Origin of the sequence: Clostridium sp. D43t1_170807_H7 (assembly GCF_015555905.1) — a bacterium.
Taxonomy (GTDB): Bacteria; Bacillota; Clostridia; order Clostridiales; family Clostridiaceae; genus Clostridium.
Window position 1 is genome coordinate 13,001 of record NZ_JADNLK010000019.1, and the last position, 23,592, is coordinate 36,592.

General features: G+C 29.0%; 21 protein-coding genes. 4 read left to right on the forward strand and 17 right to left on the reverse strand.

Translation table 11 applies throughout. The features are described from left to right. Positions 1 to 107 precede the first annotated feature (107 nt). The gene (yunB, locus tag I2E98_RS11955) at positions 108 to 788 is read right to left on the reverse strand and encodes a sporulation protein YunB (protein WP_195469126.1); all 681 of its coding nucleotides are present in this window, start codon (positions 786 to 788) and stop codon (positions 108 to 110) included. Positions 789 to 881: 93 nt separating this feature from the next. On the opposite strand from yunB, the gene I2E98_RS11960 reads away from it, so the two are divergent. Beyond that, positions 882 to 3,539 (forward strand): transglycosylase domain-containing protein, encoded by a 2,658-nt coding sequence (locus I2E98_RS11960; RefSeq protein ID WP_195469127.1) that lies wholly within the window; start codon positions 882 to 884, stop codon positions 3,537 to 3,539. Between the two features lie 277 nt (positions 3,540 to 3,816). Continuing rightward, on the forward strand, positions 3,817 to 5,241 hold the full coding sequence (locus I2E98_RS11965) for an alanine/glycine:cation symporter family protein (RefSeq protein WP_195469128.1): 1,425 nt from the start codon (positions 3,817 to 3,819) through the stop codon (positions 5,239 to 5,241). A gap of 114 nt (positions 5,242 to 5,355) precedes the next feature. Here I2E98_RS11965 and I2E98_RS11970 read toward each other — a convergent pair whose 3' ends face one another. The 13 genes from I2E98_RS11970 to I2E98_RS12030 all read right to left on the reverse strand — a co-directional run bounded on the left by I2E98_RS11970 (position 5,356) and on the right by I2E98_RS12030 (position 18,326). Continuing rightward, on the reverse strand, positions 5,356 to 6,006 hold the full coding sequence (locus I2E98_RS11970; protein WP_195469129.1) for an HAD family hydrolase: 651 nt from the start codon (positions 6,004 to 6,006) through the stop codon (positions 5,356 to 5,358). A gap of 69 nt (positions 6,007 to 6,075) precedes the next feature. Further along, positions 6,076 to 6,972 (reverse strand): dihydroorotate dehydrogenase, encoded by an 897-nt coding sequence (locus I2E98_RS11975; RefSeq protein WP_195469130.1) that lies wholly within the window; start codon positions 6,970 to 6,972, stop codon positions 6,076 to 6,078. A gap of 21 nt (positions 6,973 to 6,993) precedes the next feature. Further along, on the reverse strand, positions 6,994 to 7,731 hold the full coding sequence (locus tag I2E98_RS11980) for a dihydroorotate dehydrogenase electron transfer subunit (RefSeq protein WP_195469131.1): 738 nt from the start codon (positions 7,729 to 7,731) through the stop codon (positions 6,994 to 6,996). A 14-nt stretch (positions 7,732 to 7,745) separates the two neighbouring features. Beyond that, a complete protein-coding gene (gene pyrF / locus I2E98_RS11985; protein ID WP_195469132.1) occupies positions 7,746 to 8,618 on the reverse strand; it encodes an orotidine-5'-phosphate decarboxylase in 873 nt (290 codons plus the stop codon). Between the two features lie 49 nt (positions 8,619 to 8,667). Then, positions 8,668 to 9,864, reverse strand: a complete 1,197-nt coding sequence (locus tag I2E98_RS11990; protein WP_195469133.1) for a dihydroorotase — start codon at positions 9,862 to 9,864, stop codon at positions 8,668 to 8,670. A gap of 4 nt (positions 9,865 to 9,868) precedes the next feature. Then, positions 9,869 to 10,300, reverse strand: a complete 432-nt coding sequence (locus I2E98_RS11995; protein ID WP_195469134.1) for an aspartate carbamoyltransferase regulatory subunit — start codon at positions 10,298 to 10,300, stop codon at positions 9,869 to 9,871. Continuing rightward, a complete protein-coding gene (gene pyrB / locus I2E98_RS12000) occupies positions 10,301 to 11,221 on the reverse strand; it encodes an aspartate carbamoyltransferase (protein WP_195469135.1) in 921 nt (306 codons plus the stop codon). It lies immediately after the preceding gene. A gap of 189 nt (positions 11,222 to 11,410) precedes the next feature. After that, positions 11,411 to 12,190, reverse strand: a complete 780-nt coding sequence (locus I2E98_RS12005; protein ID WP_195469136.1) for a serine hydrolase — start codon at positions 12,188 to 12,190, stop codon at positions 11,411 to 11,413. Between the two features lie 220 nt (positions 12,191 to 12,410). Beyond that, the gene (locus I2E98_RS12010) at positions 12,411 to 13,511 is read right to left on the reverse strand and encodes a 6-phosphofructokinase (protein ID WP_195469137.1); all 1,101 of its coding nucleotides are present in this window, start codon (positions 13,509 to 13,511) and stop codon (positions 12,411 to 12,413) included. Between the two features lie 234 nt (positions 13,512 to 13,745). Continuing rightward, a complete protein-coding gene (locus tag I2E98_RS12015) occupies positions 13,746 to 15,398 on the reverse strand; it encodes a tetratricopeptide repeat protein (protein WP_195469138.1) in 1,653 nt (550 codons plus the stop codon). A gap of 191 nt (positions 15,399 to 15,589) precedes the next feature. Continuing rightward, the gene (locus I2E98_RS12020; protein WP_195469157.1) at positions 15,590 to 16,384 is read right to left on the reverse strand and encodes an ABC transporter permease; all 795 of its coding nucleotides are present in this window, start codon (positions 16,382 to 16,384) and stop codon (positions 15,590 to 15,592) included. Further along, positions 16,377 to 17,144: an ABC transporter ATP-binding protein gene (locus I2E98_RS12025; protein ID WP_195469139.1), complete on the reverse strand. Its 768-nt coding sequence runs from the start codon at positions 17,142 to 17,144 to the stop codon at positions 16,377 to 16,379. Before I2E98_RS12025 ends, I2E98_RS12020 begins: the two co-directional genes overlap by 8 nt. 144 nt (positions 17,145 to 17,288) lie before the next feature. Continuing rightward, positions 17,289 to 18,326, reverse strand: a complete 1,038-nt coding sequence (locus tag I2E98_RS12030; RefSeq protein WP_195469140.1) for an ABC transporter substrate-binding protein — start codon at positions 18,324 to 18,326, stop codon at positions 17,289 to 17,291. Positions 18,327 to 18,495: 169 nt separating this feature from the next. Between I2E98_RS12030 and I2E98_RS12035 the strand changes: the two genes are divergently transcribed. Together I2E98_RS12035 and I2E98_RS12040 are read left to right on the forward strand one after the other, a co-directional pair. Further along, positions 18,496 to 18,885 carry a CidA/LrgA family protein gene (locus I2E98_RS12035; RefSeq protein ID WP_195469141.1) on the forward strand — a complete coding sequence of 130 codons (390 nt, stop codon included), beginning with the start codon at positions 18,496 to 18,498 and terminating at the stop codon, positions 18,883 to 18,885. Positions 18,886 to 18,889: 4 nt separating this feature from the next. Continuing rightward, complete coding sequence (locus tag I2E98_RS12040; RefSeq protein ID WP_195469142.1) at positions 18,890 to 19,591, forward strand: LrgB family protein; 702 nt, start codon at positions 18,890 to 18,892, stop codon at positions 19,589 to 19,591. Positions 19,592 to 19,655: 64 nt separating this feature from the next. On the opposite strand, the gene I2E98_RS12045 is transcribed toward I2E98_RS12040, so the two are convergent. The 3 genes from I2E98_RS12045 to I2E98_RS12055 form a co-directional block, all read right to left on the reverse strand. Further along, the gene (locus I2E98_RS12045; protein WP_195469143.1) at positions 19,656 to 21,824 is read right to left on the reverse strand and encodes a type IA DNA topoisomerase; all 2,169 of its coding nucleotides are present in this window, start codon (positions 21,822 to 21,824) and stop codon (positions 19,656 to 19,658) included. 83 nt (positions 21,825 to 21,907) lie between these two features. After that, positions 21,908 to 22,486, reverse strand: a complete 579-nt coding sequence (locus tag I2E98_RS12050) for a TspO/MBR family protein (RefSeq protein ID WP_195469144.1) — start codon at positions 22,484 to 22,486, stop codon at positions 21,908 to 21,910. Between the two features lie 70 nt (positions 22,487 to 22,556). After that, positions 22,557 to 23,357: an alpha/beta hydrolase gene (locus tag I2E98_RS12055; RefSeq protein ID WP_207737612.1), complete on the reverse strand. Its 801-nt coding sequence runs from the start codon at positions 23,355 to 23,357 to the stop codon at positions 22,557 to 22,559. Positions 23,358 to 23,592 lie beyond the last annotated feature (235 nt).

Consider the following 23,592-nt stretch of genomic DNA (forward strand, 5'->3'; position numbering starts at 1 on the left):
AGCAATATTATTTTATAATTTATTATTTATTCAACTATCTTTATAGGTCATATTAAAATTCACTAGGCTTTTTTTTCTTAAACAAAAAAAGTGGCAAATACCACTTTTTAGTTAGAGTTACTTCCATTCATATTTATTGCTGTTTCAGGAATTTTACCTACTATAATAGTATCTGAAACAGGTATTTGACAAGTTACTTCAACTTCCTTGCTATTAAAAGGTACAACAACTCTCATTGTAGTAGTTAAATTTAAATATATCTTATGCCTAGTTTGATTTATTCCCGCACTTTCAAATTCCGATTCATAAGATGTAGTTATATTCCCTACTTGTTGCATCTTAACAGTTATTTTAGGACCCATATTATAAAACATCACATTATTAGTTAAGTATCCTAATGGAATCTTAACTCCTAAATCTTCAAGCTCTGAAAGTCTTTCATCACATTTTAAAACCACTTGAGATGCTAAATAATTTTGCTTTACAGTATCCGCTCTTATCATCGTTATATTTCCATCAGCATCCTTTTCTATATCAATTATATCATCGTACTTAAAATTTTCCGAATAAACATTCACGCTTTCTTCGTTCATAATTTTCACTGCTTCAGACTTTATTTTAATTTCTCCAATATTAAGCACAGTTGGAAGTATTCTTTTCCCAAAAATGTATATTATAGAATTAAAAGCAAAAATTATAAGAAGTACTATTAATAAATTTGAAGGTATTTTGCAATGCTTAAAATTCATATTTTTATGATGTTTAGGTCTCTTTGTATAATATCTCATACACTCACCTTAGTAGTTATTATTTCACTATTATAATTAATATGCTATAATTATATAGAATATTATATTAAATATAAATAAAAGGAGGAACAAATGGCTAAAGATTCTAACAAATCAAAAGGTCCTGCAGAAAAAGTAGCAAAATCTAAAAGTGCTAAGAAAAAACTTAAGAAAAAGCCATCAAAAATTAAACGATTTTTCAAATACTTTTTCCTTACAATCTTAATAATAGGATTATTAATCGGTGTTGTGGGTGTTGGTTATGTTGTTGCTGTTATTAAAACAACACCACCATTAGATGTGAATGCTATTTATAATTTAAACCAGCCTTCAATGTTGTTTGATGACCAAGGCGAATTTATAGATGACTTACCATCTACCGAAATACGATATATTATTCCTTATGATGAGATGCCTCAAAATTTAATTAATGCTTATATTTCTATTGAAGATGAACGTTTCATGACTCATGGCGGTATCGACGTTAAAAGAATTTTAGGTGCTGCTGCAAGAGATGTTATGGTTATACTAGGTAAACAAAATGGTATTCATGGTGCCTCTACAATAACACAACAATTAATTAAAAATACTGTATTAGCTACGGAAGCTTCTGCTGAGTCAACACCACTTGACAGAATTAATAGAAAGATTAAAGAAATAGTTTTAGCAGTTCAACTAGATAAAGAGTTAAGTAAAGAAGAAATCATTCGTTCTTATTTAAATACTATCCCTCTTAGCGGACATATTTATGGTGTTGAAGCTGCATCTAGATATTTCTTTGCTAAAACCGCTAAGGATTTAACATTACTTGAATGTGCTTATATTGCTGGTATTACTCAAGCTCCTACAACATATAGTGCTTATAATACTAGTTCCTCAAATTATCCAAACGGATATATTAGAAGAACTCAAACAGTATTAAGTAAAATGTTAGAACTTGGATATATTACACAAGAAGAATTCGATACAGCTTATGCACAAGCTGAAGCAAATGACTTTAATTTCTCTAAGCTAGATACTGACTATGGAGTAAATCAAGAGTGGTTTGTGTATCCAGCATTAGATCAGGTAAAAGAGGATTTAAAAGAAAAGTACAAGTATACTGATGAGGAAGTAAATAAACTACTAGTTAATGGTGGTTTAAAAATATATACTACATTAAATACTGAAATGCAAAATGCTGTTCAAGATATATTAAATGAAAGAACTAACTTACAAGTTGATGATACTTCTTATGATCCTACAGATAATGATGGTGTACCTAAATTACAAGCTTCTGCAACAGTAATTGATTATAAAACTGGTCAAGTAAAAGTACTTATTGGTGGACGTGGAAATCAACCGCCAACTTCACTTAATAGAGCTTATTTTGATTTAAAATCAATTGGTTCTACAACTAAACCTTTAACTGTTTATGGTCCTGCAATAGATACTAAACTTATAACAGCTGGAACCCCTTTAGATGATTCTTCTGTTTCATCAGAAATATTAAAGAAGTATAACTTTGGAAGTGTTAATCCCAAAAATGCTGATGGTTCAATGGCTGGGTTTGTTACTGCAAGAGAAGCTTTAACTTATTCTAAAAATCTGACATCTATAAAAACAGTTGATATGTTAGGTTTAGATACAGCAATTGAATATGGTGAAAGAGCTGGTTTAAAATATGCTCCAGAATCTCATACAATGTCAGCATTAGCTCTTGGTCAATTTGAACAACCACAAGGTAACCGTGATGGTGGAAATACTACAATTTTAGCTTCCGCATATGGTGCTCTAGGAAATAATGGTGTTATATATGAACCTTCTCTTTATACAAGAGTTGAAGATGCTAGTGGTAATGTATTATTAGAAAAAGAACCTAAGGCTACTATTCTATTCTCACCACAAACATCATATATACTTTATGATATATTAAAAGGTTCATCAACTAAAGCTCAATTTAGTGATATACCTGTAGCTGGTAAAACTGGTACAACTGATAACTCTGATAACTTCTGGTTTGCTGGAGTTACACCTTATTATTCTGGTTCTGTTTGGATTGGATATGATATTCCACAAAAAATGTATGGTAGCAGTGGTAGTGCGGCAACATTATTTGGAAAAGTAATGGATGTTGTACATTCTGGATTAAGCTATGCTGATATAGAGGCTCCATCTGGACTTGTTCAGGCAGAAGTTTGTAAAGACTCAGGTAAATCTCCTACTGATTTATGTTATCATGATCAAAGAGGAAGTAGAGTTAAAACTGAATACTTCATTGAAGGAACAGAACCTAAATCAGTTTGTGACGTTCACGTAAAAGTCACTGTTAATAGCTCTAATAATAAATTAGCAAATGATAATACTCCAGCAAGACTTCTTGCTAATAAAGTATTTATAAAAAAACCAAATGCAAATCCTAATGCTGCTGATTATCCATTTGTAGTTCCTACACAAGAGGATGATACTAAGCCTGAGGAAAAGATAAACTTATCTCAAATAGGATTAAGAGCAAACATGGATTTATACGATGCTATTGTTATACTAAATAATAGAGGTATTAAATATTCATTTAGTGGTCTATCAGTATCTGGTTCTATTGATCCAGGTCAATATACATTAACTTCATTTACATCAGAAATAAATTCTGGTGAAACAGTAAAATTAACTATAAAGATTACTACTAATACACCAGATGAAAATATCGGAGCAACTTCTCCATCAGAAACTACTCCTGATGATACTGAAGAGGATGATATCAATCATGAATAACAAAGTAATTTTGGTGATTTATTAAACAACTTATTTAATTAATTTCTAGGCAGTCATGTAAAAATGACTGCCTTTTTATATGTATTTTTAATCAAATGAATTAACTTGCAAGTAAAATTTCATTTTTATCTATTTTTATAGCCTTTTGATAATTTTAACTTCATTTTATGAATAATACACTTAACCCTCTTGCATTATTTATACTTTTATAGTATACTATAGTAAAGTACATAGTAAAAAAATCAAATGATAAATATAAAAAGGGGGATACTTTATTATGGAATTTTTAAATGAGAAAATACTATTAGTTAATGATTTTATATGGACTTATATTCTTATAGCTATGCTAATAGCAATAGGATTATATTTCACTTTTAGAACTAAGTTCGTTCAATTTAGCAATATTAAAGAAATGTTTAAATTACTTGGGGAAGGAACTTCTTCAAAAGATAAGGCTAAAGGACAAGTTTCATCATTCCAAGCCTTTTGTATAGGTACTGCATCAAGAGTTGGTACAGGTAACTTGGCAGGTGTTGCTTCTGCTATAGCAATCGGAGGACCTGGTGCTGTATTCTGGATGTGGCTAATTGCATTAATAGGTTCAGCTTCTGCTTTTATAGAATCTACTTTAGCTCAAATTTATAAAGTTAAAGATGGAGATAACTTCAGAGGTGGTCCTGCTTACTACATGGAAAAAGGACTAAAGCAAAAATGGATGGGAATAGCTTTCTCTGTTCTTATAATAATATGTTTTGGATTTGCATTTAATTCTGTACAATCTAACACAATTACTGCTGCTTTTAACTCTACTTTTAATGCAAATAAGCTTATAATCGGAATTATATTAACAGTATTAACATTAATAATTATCTTTGGTGGAGTAAATAGAATTGCTAAAATCTCTAGTATACTTGTTCCTATAATGGCTGTAGCTTACATAGTAATTGCTTTATTTATCATAATAATGAACTTCAACCAAATTCCTTCATTATTCAAAACTATATTTGAAAATGCTTTTGGACTTAAACAAGTAGTTGGTGGAGGTATAGGTGCTGCACTATTACAAGGTATAAAGAGAGGTTTATTCTCAAACGAAGCTGGTATGGGATCTGCTCCTAATGCTGCTGCTACTGCAACAGTTTCTCACCCTGTAAAACAAGGTTTAATCCAAACACTAGGAGTATTTACTGATACATTAATCATCTGTACTTCTACAGCATTTATAATACTTTTATCAGGTGTAAAATTAGATGGTTCTGTAAAAGGTATAGAACTTACTCAAATGGCTTTAGTTTCTCAAGTTGGTTCTTGGGGAGGAACATTTATATCAATTTGTATATTATTATTTGCTTTCAGCTCTATAATAGGTAACTACTATTATGGTGAAACAAATATTCAATTTATTACAGAAAATAAAGTTGTTTTATATGGATATAGAATTTTAGTTGCTGCTATGGTTCTATTCGGATCAATTGCTTCAATGGATTTAGTTTGGAACATAGCTGACGTATTTATGGGACTTATGGCTATCTTAAACTTAATAGCTATCGTATTATTAAGTAAGATTGCAATTAAGGCTTTACAAGATTATACAGCTCAAAAGAAAGCTGGAAAGGATCCTGTATTCTACGCTTCTTCTATTCCTGAACTTGGTGATGAAGTTGAAGAATGGAGAGAAGATGAAAAAGAGGCTACAGCTTAAAACTAAAAAGGATGAATCAAAACTAAATGTTTTGATTCATCCTTTTTTTACTTTTCACTATTTTTTTCTTTATAGCTATATTAAATAACATTAAAAATCTTACAACCATTAAAATTATATATTCATAATCAACGTTCCTAATTCTTTAACATCATTAACTATATAATTTGCTCCACTATCATATAATTCTTTATAATCTCCATATCCATATAAAACCCCTATGGACTCTACCCCAGCTTCTTTAGCTCCATAGATATCATGTTTTCTATCTCCAATCATAACAACTTCAGATAAATCTTTTATATCATTTTTTTCTAGTACATATTGAATGACTTCACTCTTTCTAGCTCTAGTCCCATCAAGATTACTTCCACCTACAAAGCTAAAATAATTATTCAAATTAAAGTACTCTAATATCTTTGCTGCAAATATTGTAGGTTTTGATGTTGCAACTATTAGTACTTTATTATTTTCTTTTAATGAAATAAGTATATCTTCAAATCCTTCATAAACTTGATTTTCATATATCCCTCTATCTGCAAAATACTCTCTGTAATATTCTATTGCTTTTTCTGCATCATCATCGCTAAAATTATAATATTCCATAAAGGAATCTTTTAATGGTGGCCCTATAAACTTACAAAGCCCATTTAAATTATCTACTTTAATTCCAAATTTATTTAATGCATATGCAACTGCCTTTGTTATCCCTTCCTTTGGGTCTGTAATTGTACCATCTAAATCAAATAATATATACTTCTTCATCTTTTAATCCCCCTTACTAACTTATATAAAAAATCACTATAAGTAATTACATACTTATAGTGATTTACTTTATATTATTCCAACTATTTCATTAATATCTTTAATTCCTTGTGATTTGCAGAAAGCTTCCATTTCTTCAATGATTTCTTTACCAGCCATTGGATTAAAGAAGTTAACAGTTCCTATTTGAACAGCTCTTGCACCAGCCATCATAAATTCTATAGCATCTAATCCTGTTGTAATGCCACCTAAACCTATTACTGGTATTTCTACTGCTTTAGCTACCTCATGAACCATTCTTAAGGCTACAGGTTTAACAGCTGGTCCTGATACCCCTGCATATACATTATTGAATACAGCTTTTCTCTTATATGGATCTATTGCTAATCCTTTTAATGTATTAATAAGAGATAATGAATCTGCCCCTGCCTCCTGACACTTTATAGCCATATCTACAATATCTTCAGCATTAGGTGATAATTTAACCATTAAAGGCTTATCTACTATCGCTTTTGCTTTCTTAACAACATCATAAGCTACTTCTGATTTAATTCCAAAAGCCATTCCTCCTGATTTTACATTAGGACATGATATATTAAGTTCTATCATATCTATATCAGTTCCTCTAAGTTTTTCTAACGCTATTTCATAATCTTCTATACATCCACCACCAACATTTGCAATAATGTTAGTACCTAGCTCTTTCATCTTTGGAAGTTCTTCTGCTATAAATCTATCTATCCCTGGATTTTGAAGGCCAACTGAATTCATCATTCCTGAAGGAGTTTCAAATACTCTTATTCCATCATTACCCGCTTTTTCATTTAGTGTTAATCCTTTAGAAGAAATACCACCTAAAATTCCTACATTATAAAAATTATTGTACTCTGCTCCAAAACCAAAGGTTCCTGATGCTGCTATTACTGGGTTTTTAAAATCTAATCCGTTTATATTAACTTTTAACATTTTATCTTCTCCTTTGGTTTATTATAATTCTACATAGTATCCATCAAATACTGGACCATCTTTACATGTTCTTTTATTTCCATCTTTAGTTTTACAAGTACACACAAGGCAAGCCCCTACTCCACAAGCCATATGTTTTTCCATAGAAACATATACTTTTACTTGCTTTTCTTTACACATTTCAACTACTCTCTTCATCATCACTTCTGGTCCACAGCAAAGTACTGTATCATATTTATCTAAATCTAAAATTTCAGTTACAAATCCTTTATGTCCATGTTTACCAGTATTAGTTGAAACATATGCATCATCAACATATTCTTTTATTTCATCTATTAAGTATATATCATCTCTGAACCCTGCATAAAGATCCATCTTAATATCATTTCTGTTTTGTCTTAATTTTTTAGATACTTCAAGCATTGGAGCTGTTCCTATTCCTCCACTTACTAATGCAACTCTACCTAAATCATCAGTTACATTAAATCCATTTCCAAGAGGACCATTTAAACTTATTGAATCTCCAACTTTTAACTCTGCAAATTCCTTAGTCCCTGTTCCAACTACTGCATATACAAAAGTTAATGTTTCTCTATTTGTTTCACAAACACTTATTGGTCTTGGAAGTAATGTAGCGCCATTATGCTTTAACATATAAAACTGTCCTGCTTTAGCTTCATTTTTATCTTCTACAACCATTTTATATATTCCATTTTGAATTTCTTCATTTAATAATATTTTACCTTGTGTGTACTTCATAAATTCTTTTCCTCCTAAAGGTTGTTAACTGCATTTCTTATTTCATCTCTCATTCTAATAGCTTCTCTTCTTGCACAATCAGCAAATTCTGCTGGTTTGTTTTCCTTTTTATAAGCTAAAAGAATTGCTCTTGATGAATTTACTACTCCACCATTTCCATCTCTTAAGTATAAAGCTACATCTTCAGCTTTTCCACCTTGAGCCCCATACCCTGGTATTAAGAAGAACATATCTTTATATCTTTCTCTTATTTCTTTACCTTCTTCAACATGAGTACATCCTATAACTCCACCTATTGCAGAATATCCACACTCACCTTTAATACTTTCACCCATTTTAGTAAGCTTATCTCCTACAACTTTATAAACTTTACTATCATCTTTAGTATCTATATTTTCAATATCTTCAGCTCCTGGATTTGAAGTTCTAACTAGTACAAATACTCCTTTATTTCCACTTTCCATATAAGGCATGTATGGTTCTATGCTATCCATTCCCATATAAGGACTTAAAGTTATGAAATCAGCTTCAAAATCACCACTAAAATGTCCCTTTGCATATTGAGTAGCAGTTGCCATTATATCTCCTCTTTTTATATCAGCAATTATAATAGCATCTTTTTCTCTTAAATAATCTAATGTTTTCTTATATGCTATAAGACCCGCTAATCCTAAAGCTTCATAATATGCAATTTGCACTTTATAACAAGCTACAACATCTAAAGTTTCATCTATAATAGCCTTATTATATTCAAATATTGCTTCTTCAGTAGTTTTTCCTTCTAAAACATGTTCTGGTATATATTCAACAGCTGTGTCTAATCCTAAACAAACTACTCCTCTTTCTTCAACTCTTTTATATAATTTATCCATTATTAAACTTTTCATAAAACTTACGCACCTTTCAATATCTTCATATTTTAGCCTATTATCTTTACTAAACACTATATATTACTTTTCCAGCTTTTATAGTCATTACTACTTCTCCAAAATATTTTCTTCCATGGAATGGAGTATTCTTACCTTTTGAAGCAAATTTTTCCTTATCAATAACTATTTCTTTATTTAAATCAACTAATACTAAGTCCCCATCTTTTCCTATAGTAATACTACCTTTATTCATGCCTAAAATATTAGCTGGATTTTTTGACATTAACTCACTTAGCTTATTTACAGAAATTCCATTTTTCTTTACAAGCTCTGTGTAACAAATACTAAATGCAGTTTCAATTCCCACCATTCCTGGTGCTCCTTTTGCTTTATCTTCTTCAGTATGTGGTGCATGATCAGTACCTATACAATCTACAGTCCCATCTTTAATACCTTCTATTATAGCAGTTACATCAGCTTGTTCTCTTATTGGCGGATTTACTCTATAATTGCTTTCTTCAGTAGTTAAACCAATATGATGTGGTGTTACTTCACAAGTTACATTAGAACCTTCTTTTTTAGCTCTTCTTATTGCTTCAATAGAATCTATTGTACTTACATGTGCCATATGCAGCCTTGCCTTTGTTACCTTAGCTAAATATAAGTCTCTTATAGTCATTAAATCTTCGGCTATTCTCATATCAATCTTAGAGAATGTTTTATCTTCTGCATGAGACATAACTATCCAATTATTTTTCTTAGCCTTTTCCATAGCTTTCATCATTATACTAGAATCCATCACACCAACACCATCATCTGTTATTGCAACTAATTCTTTATCTTCATCAAAAGCATTTAAGTGCTCTATAGATTTTCCACCAAAATTTTCTGTTATTGAAACACATTGATGTACATCTATTAACCCTACTTCTTTAGCCTTATTTCTTACATACTCAACAACTTCTTTAGTTGAACATATAGGATTTGTATTACCCATTAGGCAAACCCCTGTATATCCTCCTTTAACTGCTGCTCTTGATCCACTCTCCATATCTTCTTTATATGTTAAGCCTGGATCTCTAAAGTGTGCATGTGTATCTATAAATGAAGGCATTAAAGTTAAACCTTTTGCATCTATTATATCTATTCCATCTTTATTTATTTCTTTTCCAATTTCCGTTATTATTCCATCTATGATTAATATATCTCCATAGAAGCTTTCATAAGCATCTATTACATTAGCATTCTTTATTAATAAGTTCATCTATTTACACCTCGCTAGGATTTATTATCTGTTCACAATATTCACATTTATAACTTCCCTTTTCTCTGTCAACCAATGTGAAATTATGAGGTATATACTTTTCTTGTGAAGTTATACAGCTTGGATTTTCACATATTAATATATCCTGAATCCTTTCTGGTAATTCTGGTTTTATTTTGCTAACTATTACTTCATTTCTAACTTCATTTATAGTAATACCTGGAGATAATAACCCAAGTACTGTATAATTTATTTCTTCAATATTCTCGATTTTTATTATATCTTTTTTTCCCATCTTTTTACTATCTGCATTTATTATTAATGCAACTTGATGACCTAATTTATCTAGGTGTAAATATCTAAATATTTTAACCCCTATTCCAGCCTTTATATGATCTAACATGAATCCATTTTTTATACTAGTTATTTGTAGCATTTACATTACCCCCAGTAACTTAACTATTAAAGCCATTCTTACATACATTCCATATTCAGCCTGTTTAAAGTAAACTGCTCTTTTATCATTATCTACTTCTGTGGCAATTTCATTTACTCTAGGAAGGGGATGCATTACAATCATGTCTTCCTTTGCTTTTGCCATTTTTTCATTATCTAATATATAAGAGTCCTTTAATCTTAAATATTCTTCTTCATTAAAGAATCTTTCTTTTTGAATTCTTGTCATATATAGAATATCTAATTCATCTATTACTTCTTCTATATTTTCTACTTCTCTAAATGATATATTATTTCTTTTTAATACTTCTTCTCTAATATATTCTGGTATTACAAGTTCTTTTGGAGATATAAGAATAAACTCTGTTCCTTTATATCTAGACATAGCAGCAATTAATGATTGTACTGTACGCCCATTTTTTAAATCTCCACAAATACCAATCTTGTGTCCTTCTAAAGTTCCTTTTTGTGATTTTATAGTTAATAGATCTGTTAATGTTTGAGTTGGATGTTGATGTCCACCATCTCCTGCATTAATAACTGGTACTGATGAATACATGCTTGCAACTTTTGCTGATCCTTCTTTGGGATGTCTCATTGCAATTATATCTGAATAAATAGAAACCATTCTTATAGTGTCTGCTAATGTTTCACCTTTTGCACTTGAAGTTGAATTTGGCTCTGAAAACCCTAATATTTTCCCACCTAATCTCATCATTGCAGCTTCAAAACTGAATCTTGTTCTTGTGCTTGGTTCATAAAAAAGTGTGGCTAAGATTTGCCCATCACAGATATGTGAAAATTCTCTTGGATTTGAAATAATTTTTTCTGCTAATTCGAATATTTCATTAAGTTCTTCCTTAGAAAAGTCCATTGGACTTATTAAATGTTTGTTTTTCATTTATTGTCACTCCTTTTTAACATCACAGTGTTAAATTTAAAGAATACAAAAAACCTTCCTCATTATATAAGGAAGGTATAGTAATCTTACAATATGGGTATTATTACAACTTCCTTATGAATCTCTCGGATTCCTTTAAAGGTTCTTTGTGTTAGAATATCATTTCATTAAAAATTTGTCAATATTTTTTTAATTCCAGTTATTCATTACACCATCCCACATCATTTTACCACATTTAGCTAAAGATACTGTTCCATATACACTATTAGGTATATCTTGCGATAAAACAGTAAATACAAATTTACCTTTTGGCAGTTCTAAATATGCTGTATCATTTTCAACACCTTTTTTATCTCCTGTTTTACTGGATATTTCAATCTTTAGGTCATCAGGAATGTATAGAGCTAATTTATTTTTTATTTGCTGCCTTCTTAAAATATCTATAAGCATTTGTCCATTATCTTTACTTAAGAAAGTCCCATTAGATAAGTGTTTCCATATTTTTGATAAATCATAAGCTGTTGTTATATTTTCAACATCTGTTATAGCTGTTCTTTCATCATTTGTCTTTCTATTTAATCTAGTATTCTTTAATCCCATTGATATAATGTCTTCATTTATTTGTTCCATTCCTACTATATCAATAATTTTATTAGCAGCTGTATTATCACTTTGAATCAACATAATTACCATAAGTTCAAATACTGTATATTCTCTTTCATTAAATTCATGGATTATTCCAGTTCCATAAACTTTGTCTGAACTTTGTATCTTTACTCTATCCATAAAATCAACTTTTTTATCTTCAACTGCTTTTATTAAGGAAACAGCAATTGGAAGTTTCATACATCCTGCAGCTATCATAGAAACGTTTTCATTGTATCCATACACATATCCACTTTTTAAATCCTCAAAAAAGAAACTATACTTTCCAATTCTTGATTCTAAATATTTCTTTATCTCTTTCATAATACCCTCCTAAATCCAATGATTCAAATATTTCTCTTACTTTAATATAAGTATATCATATTGTCAGAATATTTTGAAGTATTCCTCCAAAAATTTCCCATTATTCTCTATATGCGAAAATAGTGGTAAGTTTCAAATATAGAATTTAGCATATTTAAACTTACTTCTATATTATTTCCCCTTACCACTAATAATATTTAAATTATTAAAATATTATTACTTATTCAGCAAAAGTAATACCTATTTTTTTAGCAACTCGTACTAGTTCACCATCAATATTAACATTTTTGGTTCTTTGTCCAATTACATTCTCTAAAGTATCGCTACTTATAGTATCACCTTTTAAGCAAACCATTTCTCCAAATTTACCACTCATCATAAGCTCAACTGCTGCAACACCATATCTTGTTGATAGTATTCTATCATATGTTGAAGTGTTACCCCCTCTTTGTACGTGACCTAATACTGTACATCTAACTTCATGATCTTTAATTAGCTTTTCCAAATCACCTGCAAGCTTATTACCTATTCCCCCTAATCTTATAGGGTCTGGGCTATCAGCAACAATTTTTGCTACTACAACTTCTCCGTCTTTAGGTTTAGCTCCTTCTGATACAACTATAATAGTAAAGTTTTTACCTTCTTCTTCTCTCTCTTTTACCTTTTCAGCAATCTTATTAATATCATATGGAATTTCTGGTAATAAAATAATATCTGCTGAACCTGCTATTCCAGCTTCTAATGCTATCCATCCAGCATTTCTACCCATTACCTCACATAACATTATTCTATGGTGTGATTCTGCAGTTGTATGAAGTCTATCTAAAGCTTCAGTTACAACATCAATTGCTGTATTAAATCCAAAAGTTACATCTGTTGATGCTAAATCATTATCAATAGTCTTAGGAACACCTATTACCTTAACACCTTTTCTTGCAAAATCTCTCGCAGATGTTAATGTACCATCTCCTCCTATAACTACTAATACGTCAACTCCTTCTTTTTTAAGATTTTCTACTGCTACATCAGAAACATCTCTTTTTACCATTTCACCATTTTCTTCAACAAGATAATCAAATAAATTATCTTTATTTGAACTATAGAGAATAGTACCTCCTCTATGTAATATTCCTGATACTGTATCTAATGTTAATGGAATAAAATCATTATTATATAGTCCTCTATATCCAAACTTGTACCCTATTACTTCAATGCCGTAGTTTAATATTGCTGTTCTTGTTACCGCTCTTATTACTGCATTTAAACCTGGACAATCTCCACCACCTGTTAATAAAGCTATTTTTTTAATTTTTTGTTCCATTTGAAAATTCCTCCTACCCCATTATCTAATAATTTTTTAGCATTTCCCCGTTAAATTTTTCCTTATTGTATTCTTATTCGTAAAATTCTGAATATTCATTCTTCTATTATAATAGCATAAATTCAAATATCTGGAAAGCATTTTTTAATTATTAGCTTTTTGAAATTATTAATAACAAAAAGGTAGATTACTATAATCTACCTTTTATATTTCTATATTATTTATTTATCTTTATTAATATGCTAACTCTAAATTATCAATATTAATAACTGTGCTTTCATCATTAACATATTTATCATATACTTTTTTAATTGCTTCATAGTTACTTGTAATCAAATCTTTTAACTCTTTATCTAAATTACTTGGCATATCATTATATGCAGATTCTATATTAGAATATCCTCTCCATATATCTTTCTCTATCATTATATAATAACAAGCAGCATTATTAAGTGATAAAACATCATTTTCATTTAATGAATATGCTTTTCTTATACTTTCAATTGCTTTATCATAATCTTTATTATTAAAATATACAGTTCCTAAAGTTCTATAATATTTATAATAATCTTCATTTAATGATATTGCTTTCTTTAAGTCCTTAATGGCTTCATCAGTATTTTCCATAGCTAAATTAACAAAAGCTAAATCATAATATATTGCATCTTCATCTTTATTTAATGATAATACAAAATTAAAGCTTTCTTTAGCCTTCTCATAATTTTGTAAATCATTTTCGTATATTTTTCCTATACTTGTAATTAAGTTATAGTTAAATGGTTCATTATATATAGCTGTTCTAAAATATCCTTCAACCTTATTAGAATTTTCTGTTGCAATTAATATTTTAGGAATTAAAATTCCAAAAGTATTTGCATATTCATCATTCGCTACAATAGCAGCATTACAAGCTTCTAATGCCTTATCATATTGTCCTTTATTGTAATACTTCCAAGCTTCTATATAATTATATACATATGAGTCTTTATCTAACTTATCAACATCTATATTCATATTAATCTCATCAGTTATAACTTCTGATAAATCCATATTTGATTCATCTAATACATTAATCTCATCTAACCAAGCTTCATAAGCTTCTTCTTCTGGATTTTCCTTTGATAATTGCTTTATTTTGCTTAATAATTTACTTTTATTAAATTCACAAGTTTCCATTATAACATCAAAAGACTTAATATCATTTTTATCTAAGTCATAAGATTTCTTTAAACTATCTAGTCCATCATCGTAATTTCCTAACATAATTTGCATTTTAGCTAAAACAGCTAAATCGTAAGCACTTTCATTATCTACAGGATATGAATCAACAATTTCCTTTGCTGATTTATTATCTCCCTTAGCTAGATATACTGCAAACATAGTTTTTAATAATGGTTTATATGTATTATATGTAGGTAAATAATATTCTCCAAGGCTTTCCGCTTGATCTAATTCATTGTTTATATAGAAAGTAAATACAACTTCATTAATTAGTTCTTTATCTTGCTCTATGTATTTATCTCCGCTTTCTAGCATTAGCTTATCTCTTTTTACTATAGCTTCTCTTAATAAGTTATCTGATTGTGTTATATCACCTTTTACAGAATATATTTCTGCAGCTTTAGCAGTCCATATTGGCCAACTATCATTATTTTGCATTGACATATACTCATTAATAGCATCATCAAATTTTCCATCGTAATAATATTGTTCAGCTTTATTGTTAGCTATTGTTACTGTTTTATCTCCCATTATAGCCTGTATTGATACTAATACTACAAATGCAAAAACTATTGAAAAAACTAAAGTTACTATTGATCCTATATATGTATTTTCTTTATTTACTTGTTTATTTTCCTTTAAGGAGTGGTTCTTCTTTCTTTCCATAAAGCCTCCATATTGGTTTAATATTTTTCATCATATATTATAATATTACCAAAAACTTTATTATTTTTCAATTCTTTATTAAAAAAACAAAAAAATATTGTAGAATTACGTTTATAAAATCAATAAATTAGGAGTTAAAAGTCATATAACCAAACCTTTAACTCCTAATCCACTTTCTTTCTCTTTTAATTTTATACATCATCTTTTTTTATGAGCTTATTTTCAATAACTGCTACTATCTCATACATTATAAAAGCTATAACTGATAAAATTACTATACTCATCATTACCATATCTAATTGTGCTATTTGTCCACCATATATAATTAAGAAGCCAAGCCCTTCTCTAGCAACTAGGAATTCCCCCATAATTACCCCTACCCAAGATAATCCTACATTTATCTTTAGAGCTGATATTATAACTGGAACACATGCTGGAAATATCAAATATCTTAATGTTTGCCATTTGCTTGCTCTGAATGTTTTCATTAATAATATTTTTCCCTTGTCTACTTCTTTAAATCCTGTTAAAACACTTATTATGGTTGTGACTATTGAAATTAATAAAGCAATAGTTATAATAGCTGAAGTTCCATTTCCAACCCAAAATATAATTATAGGTGCCAATGCAACCTTAGGAAGTGCATTTAAAACTACTAAATAAGGATCTAATACTTTAGATGCTGTTTCTGATGACCATAATAAAACAGCTATTATAACACCAAGAACTGTTCCTAAAAGAAATCCTAATATAGTTTCATAACAAGTTACCCAAATATGCCTTGCTAATGTTCCTTCATTTATAAATTTAATTAGTGATTTAACAATCCTACTAGGACTCGATGTTAAAAAGGGATCTATCCATTTAAGTTGTGCTGCAACTTCCCATAATGCAATAAATATAACTAAAATAGCAATTCTAAGAATAGTAATTTTAATTTTTCTTTTCTTAATATTTTTTAAATATATTTCATGTTCCTCATTCATTTGCATTCTCTATTTCCCCCCATAACTTTTTAAAGTACTCATTATATTCACTTTCTTTTCTTTTATCAAATGGAGTTAAATAATCTCTTTCAAATGAAATTATTACATCATCTTTAATAGTTGCAGGTCTAGCACTTAAAACTATTACCCTTTTAGACATTGTTATAGCCTCACCTAAGTCATGAGTAACCATTATTGCAGTTTTGCCTTCTTTTTTTATTATTTCAGCTACATCATCTGTAACCTTTAACCTACTTTGGTAATCTAAAGCTGAGAATGGTTCATCTAATAATAATATTTCTGGTTTTAATGCTAATGTTCTTATAAGTGCTACCCTTTGTCTCATTCCTCCTGATAATTCAGTTGGTTTATGCTTTTCAAACTTTTCTAATCCATAGTTTTTTAATAATTCGCATGCAAATTCTATGTTTTCCTTTGTATATATTTTCTTTATCTTTAACCCTAACATTATATTTTCTCTTACTGTTAACCATGGAAATAAAAAGTCTTTTTGGAACATATAACCCATTTTATCTAAATTATTTTTAACTTCTGGATCATTATATTTAACTTCACCTGAAGAAGGTTGTAAAAGTCCACTAATTATATTTAGTAGTGTAGATTTTCCGCATCCTGATGGACCAATTATACTTATAAAATCTCCATTATCAACGGTAAAATTTATATCTTTTAACGCCTCTGTTACTCCATCTTTCTTATGATAATTCATATTTACATTTTTTATCTCTAAGAGACTCACCTTTTCCACCACCCTTTTGATATAGTTTGGAGTTAGGAGTTATGGGATAAATTCAACTTATGCTGAATTTATAAGATATATTTTTTTAGAAACTGTTGTAGCAGTTTTCACCTTAACTACTAACTCAACACTACTAACTCTTAACTATTTTATAGCCTTATTTGCAAAATCATTGTTTACAATAGTATCAAAGTCTGGTCTTGTTTGTATTAAACTTGAATCATAACCTTGAATTATATCCATTAATCTATTTAATCCATCCTCACTAACAACTGGAGTTTCTGAATAAGCATCTATGCTCTTATAATTATCAATAACTTGTGCTATTACAACTTCATCAGTTCCTGGAAAATATGAAACTATTGACTCTGCAACTTCATCACTTGTATGTTCTTTAACCCATTGTTGTCCTTTATATATTGCATTAGTAAACTTTTGTAATACTTCTGGATTTTCATCCATATATGATTTTGTTGTATAAAAGCATGTATATGCTATATTACCTGCTGATTCCCCAATAGAAGCTACAATATTTCCACCACCATCATTTTCAAGCATTGTTGCTGTAGGCTCAAATAATGCTACGTAATCACCAGTACCTGATTTAAATGCTCCTGAAGTAGCTGTAAAATCAATATTAGTTACCATATTAACATCTGTTAATGGATCTAATCCATTTTCTTTCAATACATACTCTAATGCCATTTCTGGTATTCCACCAGGTCTTCCACCAATTAATTCTTTTCCCTTTAATGATTCCCAATCAAAGTTATCTTCTACTTCTCTTCCAACTAAAAACGAACCATCTCTTTGAGTAAGTTGTCCAAACACTACCGGATAGTCCTCTCTACCTTGATTATAGATATAAACTGCTTGTTCTGGACCTGAAAAACCAATATCTACATTTCCACTTAATAATTGTTGCATTGTTTTATCTGCACCTTGTCCTGTAGATAAGTCAATTTGTAGACCTTCTTCCTCAAAAAAGCCTTCACTAATTGCTACATACATTGGTGCATAAAAAACAGATCTAACAACTTCGTTTAATCTTACAGTTTTTAACTCCTCGCTAGTTCCACTACTATTATCTTTAGATGCTGCTTTTTGACACCCTACTAAAGCAGTTCCTATAATAGCTACTACCCCTATAATGGCAGCAAATTTTTTTAAGAATTTACTCATTCCTACTCCTTTTTAGGTAAACTAATTATATTATTATGATTCATATTATGATTTATAGTTATTTTTTGTTAATTAATGTAATTTTAAATTTATATAAATTTTATAAGTATTTACTATTTTTTTTTTTAGTGTTAAAGTATTTGTGTATGAAAGAAAGGAATGATCTATAATGAAATTCTTTAGAGAATCTATATTACTTCTTAGTATTTATTTCGCAGGTGAGATACTTTCAAAATTTCTTAATTTACCCATACCTGGAAATATAGTAGGAATGATCTTACTATTTGTTTTATTAACATCAAATATTATAAAAGTTGAAAAGGTTGAAAATTTAGCTAACTTCTTTTTAGATCACTTAGCATTTTTCTTCATTCCTGCTTCCGTAGGTCTTATGACATCTTTTGCCTCTCTTAAAGGAAGCATTTTTAAAATAATACTTCTATGCATATTAACCACTATAATCGTTATTGCTGTTACAGGCATCACGGTTCAATTTATATGTAATAGAAAGTCCGTCAAAGAAGATAAAAAAAATACAATTAACAAAAAGGGGGCTTAATTAAATGGAAGTGTTTACAAACAACATATTTTTTGGAATATTCATTTCTTTAGTTGCTTTTGAAATAGGTCTATTTATTTATAGAAAAACAAAATTTCCACTTTTTAATCCACTTTTAATAGCTGCAATACTTGTAATTGGATTTTTGAAAATATTTAATATTGATTTTGATACGTATAATAAGGGTGGACAATTTATTAATATTTTTTTAGGACCGGCAACAATTGTTTTAGCTGTTCCACTATACAAAAACTTACCACTACTTAAGAAAAACTTTTTACCTATATTTACTGGAATTTTTGTTGGAAGTTTAGTTAGTGTATTATCAGTTGTTTCCATATCACTTTTCTTAGGATTAGACAGTAGTTTAACAGTTTCTTTATTATCAAAAAGTGTTACTACACCTATAGGTATTGAAATAACTAATAGTTTAGGTGGAATTTCATCTATAACAGTTCTTGCTATTGTTCTTTCTGGAATAATCGGTGCTGTAGTTGGACCTACTGTATTTAAGATTTTAAGAATTAATCATCCAATTGCTAAAGGTGTTTCTCTTGGAACTGCTTCCCATGCTGTTGGAACAAGTAAAGCCTTAGAAATAGGTGAAACTGAAGGTGCCATGAGTTCATTATCAATTGGAGTTGCAGGAATAATCACTGTATTTTTAGCACCTGTTTGCTACTCTATTTTATCAATTTTTATGTAGAAAAAAACCATAAGATATAGTATATACACTTACATATCTTATGGTCTTTTATTTTAAATACTGTTTAATTTATAAACTCCATTTTCCAGTTATAATATCCTGTCTTTTCATCTTTTTCATATCTTAAATAAGCTGAGAAGAAAGTCCCTTTCTTACTCTTAAGATTTCTAAAACCTACTTTTCCATTTTCAAGTAATAATGCAACCATTTCCTTAGTTACCTTTTTACCCATAGCCTCTATAAACTTATCATTTTTCCAAATAGTAAACTTACATCCGTTTTTCCAGTTAATACAACCGAAACCTTTTTCACCTTCAATAATATCATTACCACATACAGGGCATTTTCCTATACTTTCTATACCTTCTGGTAATGCTACCTTAAAGTTTTTTAGCATAGCTGTATCTTTCTTAATATCATCTACAGCTTCCACTGTAAAATTCTTTATCATAGTTAAGAAATCATCTTTTTTAAATTTACCTTTTTCTATATCAGATAAAGTCTTTTCCAATCTTCCTGTATATTCTAAATCTAAAAGCTCTTTAACTGGGAATATTTCAACTAATGTTCTTCCAAGTTCAGTACAAGTTAAACTCTTCCCCTTTGATTTAATATATCCAGTATCCTTTAACTTCTTAATAGTTTCAGCTCTTGTTGCTGGTGTTCCTATACTAAATCCACTTAGGATTGCCTGCATCATTTCTGGTGAATCTTCTTCATCTTTAAAACTCTTTCCACAAGTCTCCATAACTCTTAATAGAGTTTTTTCATTATGAAGCTTTGGTGGCTTCTTAGTTACTGTATTAACCTTACCATCAACTACTTGCACCATTTCCTTTTCGCTTACAAATGGTAAAATAGTATCCTTTGTTTCAATCTTTTCAACTACACGCCATCCTTCAACTCTTTGAACTCTACCCTTAGCAGTAAAAGTACCTTTAAAGTTTTCATCATGAACCTTTACTGTTAATTTAGTCTCTTCAAATTCTGCTATTGGCATAAATTGCATTATAAATCTATTTTTAATTGCATTATAAACTATTTCTTCATCTTTGCTTAACCCCGTAGGCCTAATATATGTTGGAATTATAGCACTATGGCTTTCTACCTTAGAATTATCAAATATTCTTTTGTTATCTATAAATTTAATTTGTTCTTCATATGGTAAGCCTTTCTTTACAGTTTCTAAAACCTTTCTTGTTTTATCCTTTAAACTTTCATCTAAGGCTACACTTCCTGTTCTAGGATAAGTAGTAAACTTCTTTTCATAAAGGCTTTGTGCTACCTTTAATACTTTATCTGATGTCCAACCTTTGTATTTACTAGTTATATGTCCCTGTAAGTTAGATAAATTAAATAAGAGTGGAGCATATTCTCTTTTCTTCTCTACTTGCTTCTCCACAACTTCACCTTGTTTATCTTTTAGCTGCTTTTTTAATTCTTCAACAACTTTTTTATCTTCAAATTTTTCATTATTATTTTCATTATAATAAGTTCCTTCAAACTCTTCATTATTTTTTGTCTTAAAAGTTGCTAACAGCTTATAATATGTAGATGCTTTGAAATTTTCTATTTCTTTATCTCTATCATATATGATTTTTAATGTAGGAAGTAATACTCTTCCTATATTAATCATTTTGCTCTCTTTACCCGTACCACCATATCTTAATGTTGCTACTGAAGTTAAATTTATTCCTATAATCCAATCAGCCCATTGTCTGCTTATACCTGCATCTTGAAGGGATTTCATTTCTATATTTTCCTTTAAGTTATTCATCCCTTTTTTAACTTCATCTGGTGTCCATTCGTTCAGTAATAATCTATATATAGGCTTATTTTGATTTAAATACATAAATACTTCTAGTGATATAAGTTCTCCCTCACGGTCTTGGTCGGTAGCAGATATAACGCCATCTACATCATCACGCTCTATTAATGTCTTAATTATATTAATTTGCTTTTCAGCACCTTTATCTGTAACATTTCTATTTACGTTATCACATTTAACTTTGTATTTAAATTCTTCAGGTATAAATGGAAATTTATCCATTCTCCATCCTTTCATATTTCCATCATAATCTTTTGCATCAAATAATTGAAATAAATGACCAAAAGCCCATGTTACTAAATAATCTTCGCCTTCATAATAACCATCTCTTCTTGTTTTTATCTTAAATGCATCTGCTATATTTTTAGCTACTGATGGTTTTTCTGCTATAATTACTTTTTTCAAAATACTCTTCTCCTTAAACCTGTATTAATACATTACCAGATTTATATTTTATCCTATTTATTTTTATAATTCAAATTAATTTCTTACATCTCATTAAACATCCAAATATAAAATATTAAATATGAAGCAAAGGCTACCCATGCTATATAAGGTATCATTAATGCACCTGCTATTTTATCAACTTTAAAGAATTTTACAGTAGTAATTATAATTAAAACCAATAAAACTATTGTTAATATAAATGATATTCCATATAATCTTAAATTAAAAAATATTATTGCCCATAAGAAATTTATTAGTAGTTGAATAAAATAATAAAAGTATCCATTATAATCATTTTTTCCATCTTTATTATTCATATATATTCTATAGGCAGCAAGTCCCATTAATCCATATAATATTAACCAGACAATTGGAAAAACAATATTAGTAGGGGTAATCATACTCTTTTTTAATGAATCATATGTATCCATTGAACCTTTAGTAATTAATCCCACTAATACTCCTCCAACTACAGGCATTGCAATATTCTTTAATAATCCAATAAAATCAAACTTATTATTTACACAAAATATTTCTTTAATAATATTTTTTCTTTTCCCTTTAGGAGCTTTATTTACTTGCATTTTAATTTTAATTTTCTTTTTCTTTTTCTTTTTCATTCCCATCACCTCTTATTATTACTAATAGAAATATATGTTTCATAATAAGAAATAATGTTTACCCATTTTATTAACAGTTTATATATTTATTAACTCTAACTATCCCATGTCCAAACTTACCTACAGGATCTTTATCGCCAGCAAAAATAAATATTGGTAGATTTTTAGGTATCTGTCTTAAATTTTCTTTCTTATTGATTTTCCACAAGCCTCTTATTAAATCATAATAGTATGATGTTGTACAAATAAAGCCACACATAGGACTTTCTATATACTTGTCCACTTCTTCTTCTACTGAACATAACCAATCATAATCTGTTCTATTAGGTTTAAAATTAGAATTAAAGCTTCCAAAGGATAATTTATCCATAAGTTTACTTTTTGCTTTTCTTCCTCTTAATATAATCTCAATTTTAGAAATTAAAATACCAAGTTTAGTAATTTTATCTGGTCTTCCATTAGTTCCTGATAAAATAACTCCATCAATTTCATTTCCATATAATTCTATATATCTTTGACTTACAAATGAACCCATACTATGGCCAAACAATATTATTGGTACATTTGGATTTTCTTCTTTTATTATATCTGTTAATTCTTTTACATCTTCAACTAAAATATCAAATCCTTCATTATCTGCAATATATCCTCTTTCTTCATCTTCTTTTGAAGTTTCTCCATGTCCTCTGTGATCATGAGCATAAACAGTATAACCATTTTCACAAAGTTTTTCTGCAAAATAATCATACCTTAAAGCATATTCGGTCATGCCATGAACAACTTGCACTATTCCCTTTGGTTTTTCAGAGGTTGTCCATTTATAGCACTTAATTTCTTTTCCTTCTATATCTCTAAAACAAAATCTTTTCAAAACTATAATCCTCTTTTCAGTTTTTTACTTATATTATTATCCTGCATTTCACTAGTGTCAATTATATATAGTTGTTTTTAATTATTTTTTTACAATTTAGACTTTTTTATAAATTTTTTTAATTTAGCTTAAATATAATAAAAAGATAGATTTGTTAAAACGTAACTTTGTGTTATACTATTTTAGTATTGATATGTCATTTAAAGCAGAGATGTTAAAAACTAAAATGAATAAT

Bases quoted from the DNA above. Each gene is read 5' to 3' on its own strand.
- I2E98_RS11975 (WP_195469130.1), bottom strand. From the start codon at position 6,972: ATGTTAAAAGTTAATATAAACGGATTAGATTTTAAAAACCCAGTAATA.
- I2E98_RS11995 (WP_195469134.1), bottom strand. From the start codon at position 10,300: ATGCTACAAATAACTAGTATAAAAAATGGATTCATGTTAGATCATATA.
- I2E98_RS11965 (WP_195469128.1), top strand. From the start codon at position 3,817: ATGGAATTTTTAAATGAGAAAATACTATTAGTTAATGATTTTATATGG.
- I2E98_RS12020 (WP_195469157.1), bottom strand. From the start codon at position 16,384: ATGAATGAGGAACATGAAATATATTTAAAAAATATTAAGAAAAGAAAA.
- pyrB (WP_195469135.1), bottom strand. From the start codon at position 11,221: ATGAAAAACAAACATTTAATAAGTCCAATGGACTTTTCTAAGGAAGAA.
- I2E98_RS12015 (WP_195469138.1), bottom strand. From the start codon at position 15,398: ATGGAAAGAAAGAAGAACCACTCCTTAAAGGAAAATAAACAAGTAAAT.
- I2E98_RS12030 (WP_195469140.1), bottom strand. From the start codon at position 18,326: ATGAGTAAATTCTTAAAAAAATTTGCTGCCATTATAGGGGTAGTAGCT.
- yunB (WP_195469126.1), bottom strand. From the start codon at position 788: ATGAGATATTATACAAAGAGACCTAAACATCATAAAAATATGAATTTT.
- I2E98_RS11980 (WP_195469131.1), bottom strand. From the start codon at position 7,731: ATGAAGTACACACAAGGTAAAATATTATTAAATGAAGAAATTCAAAAT.
- I2E98_RS12035 (WP_195469141.1), top strand. From the start codon at position 18,496: ATGAAATTCTTTAGAGAATCTATATTACTTCTTAGTATTTATTTCGCA.
- I2E98_RS12005 (WP_195469136.1), bottom strand. From the start codon at position 12,190: ATGAAAGAGATAAAGAAATATTTAGAATCAAGAATTGGAAAGTATAGT.
- I2E98_RS12010 (WP_195469137.1), bottom strand. From the start codon at position 13,511: ATGGAACAAAAAATTAAAAAAATAGCTTTATTAACAGGTGGTGGAGAT.
- I2E98_RS12040 (WP_195469142.1), top strand. From the start codon at position 18,890: ATGGAAGTGTTTACAAACAACATATTTTTTGGAATATTCATTTCTTTA.
- I2E98_RS11990 (WP_195469133.1), bottom strand. From the start codon at position 9,864: ATGAACTTATTAATAAAGAATGCTAATGTAATAGATGCTTATGAAAGC.
- I2E98_RS11960 (WP_195469127.1), top strand. From the start codon at position 882: ATGGCTAAAGATTCTAACAAATCAAAAGGTCCTGCAGAAAAAGTAGCA.
- I2E98_RS11970 (WP_195469129.1), bottom strand. From the start codon at position 6,006: ATGAAGAAGTATATATTATTTGATTTAGATGGTACAATTACAGACCCA.
- pyrF (WP_195469132.1), bottom strand. From the start codon at position 8,618: ATGAAAAGTTTAATAATGGATAAATTATATAAAAGAGTTGAAGAAAGA.
- I2E98_RS12050 (WP_195469144.1), bottom strand. From the start codon at position 22,486: ATGAAAAAGAAAAAGAAAAAGAAAATTAAAATTAAAATGCAAGTAAAT.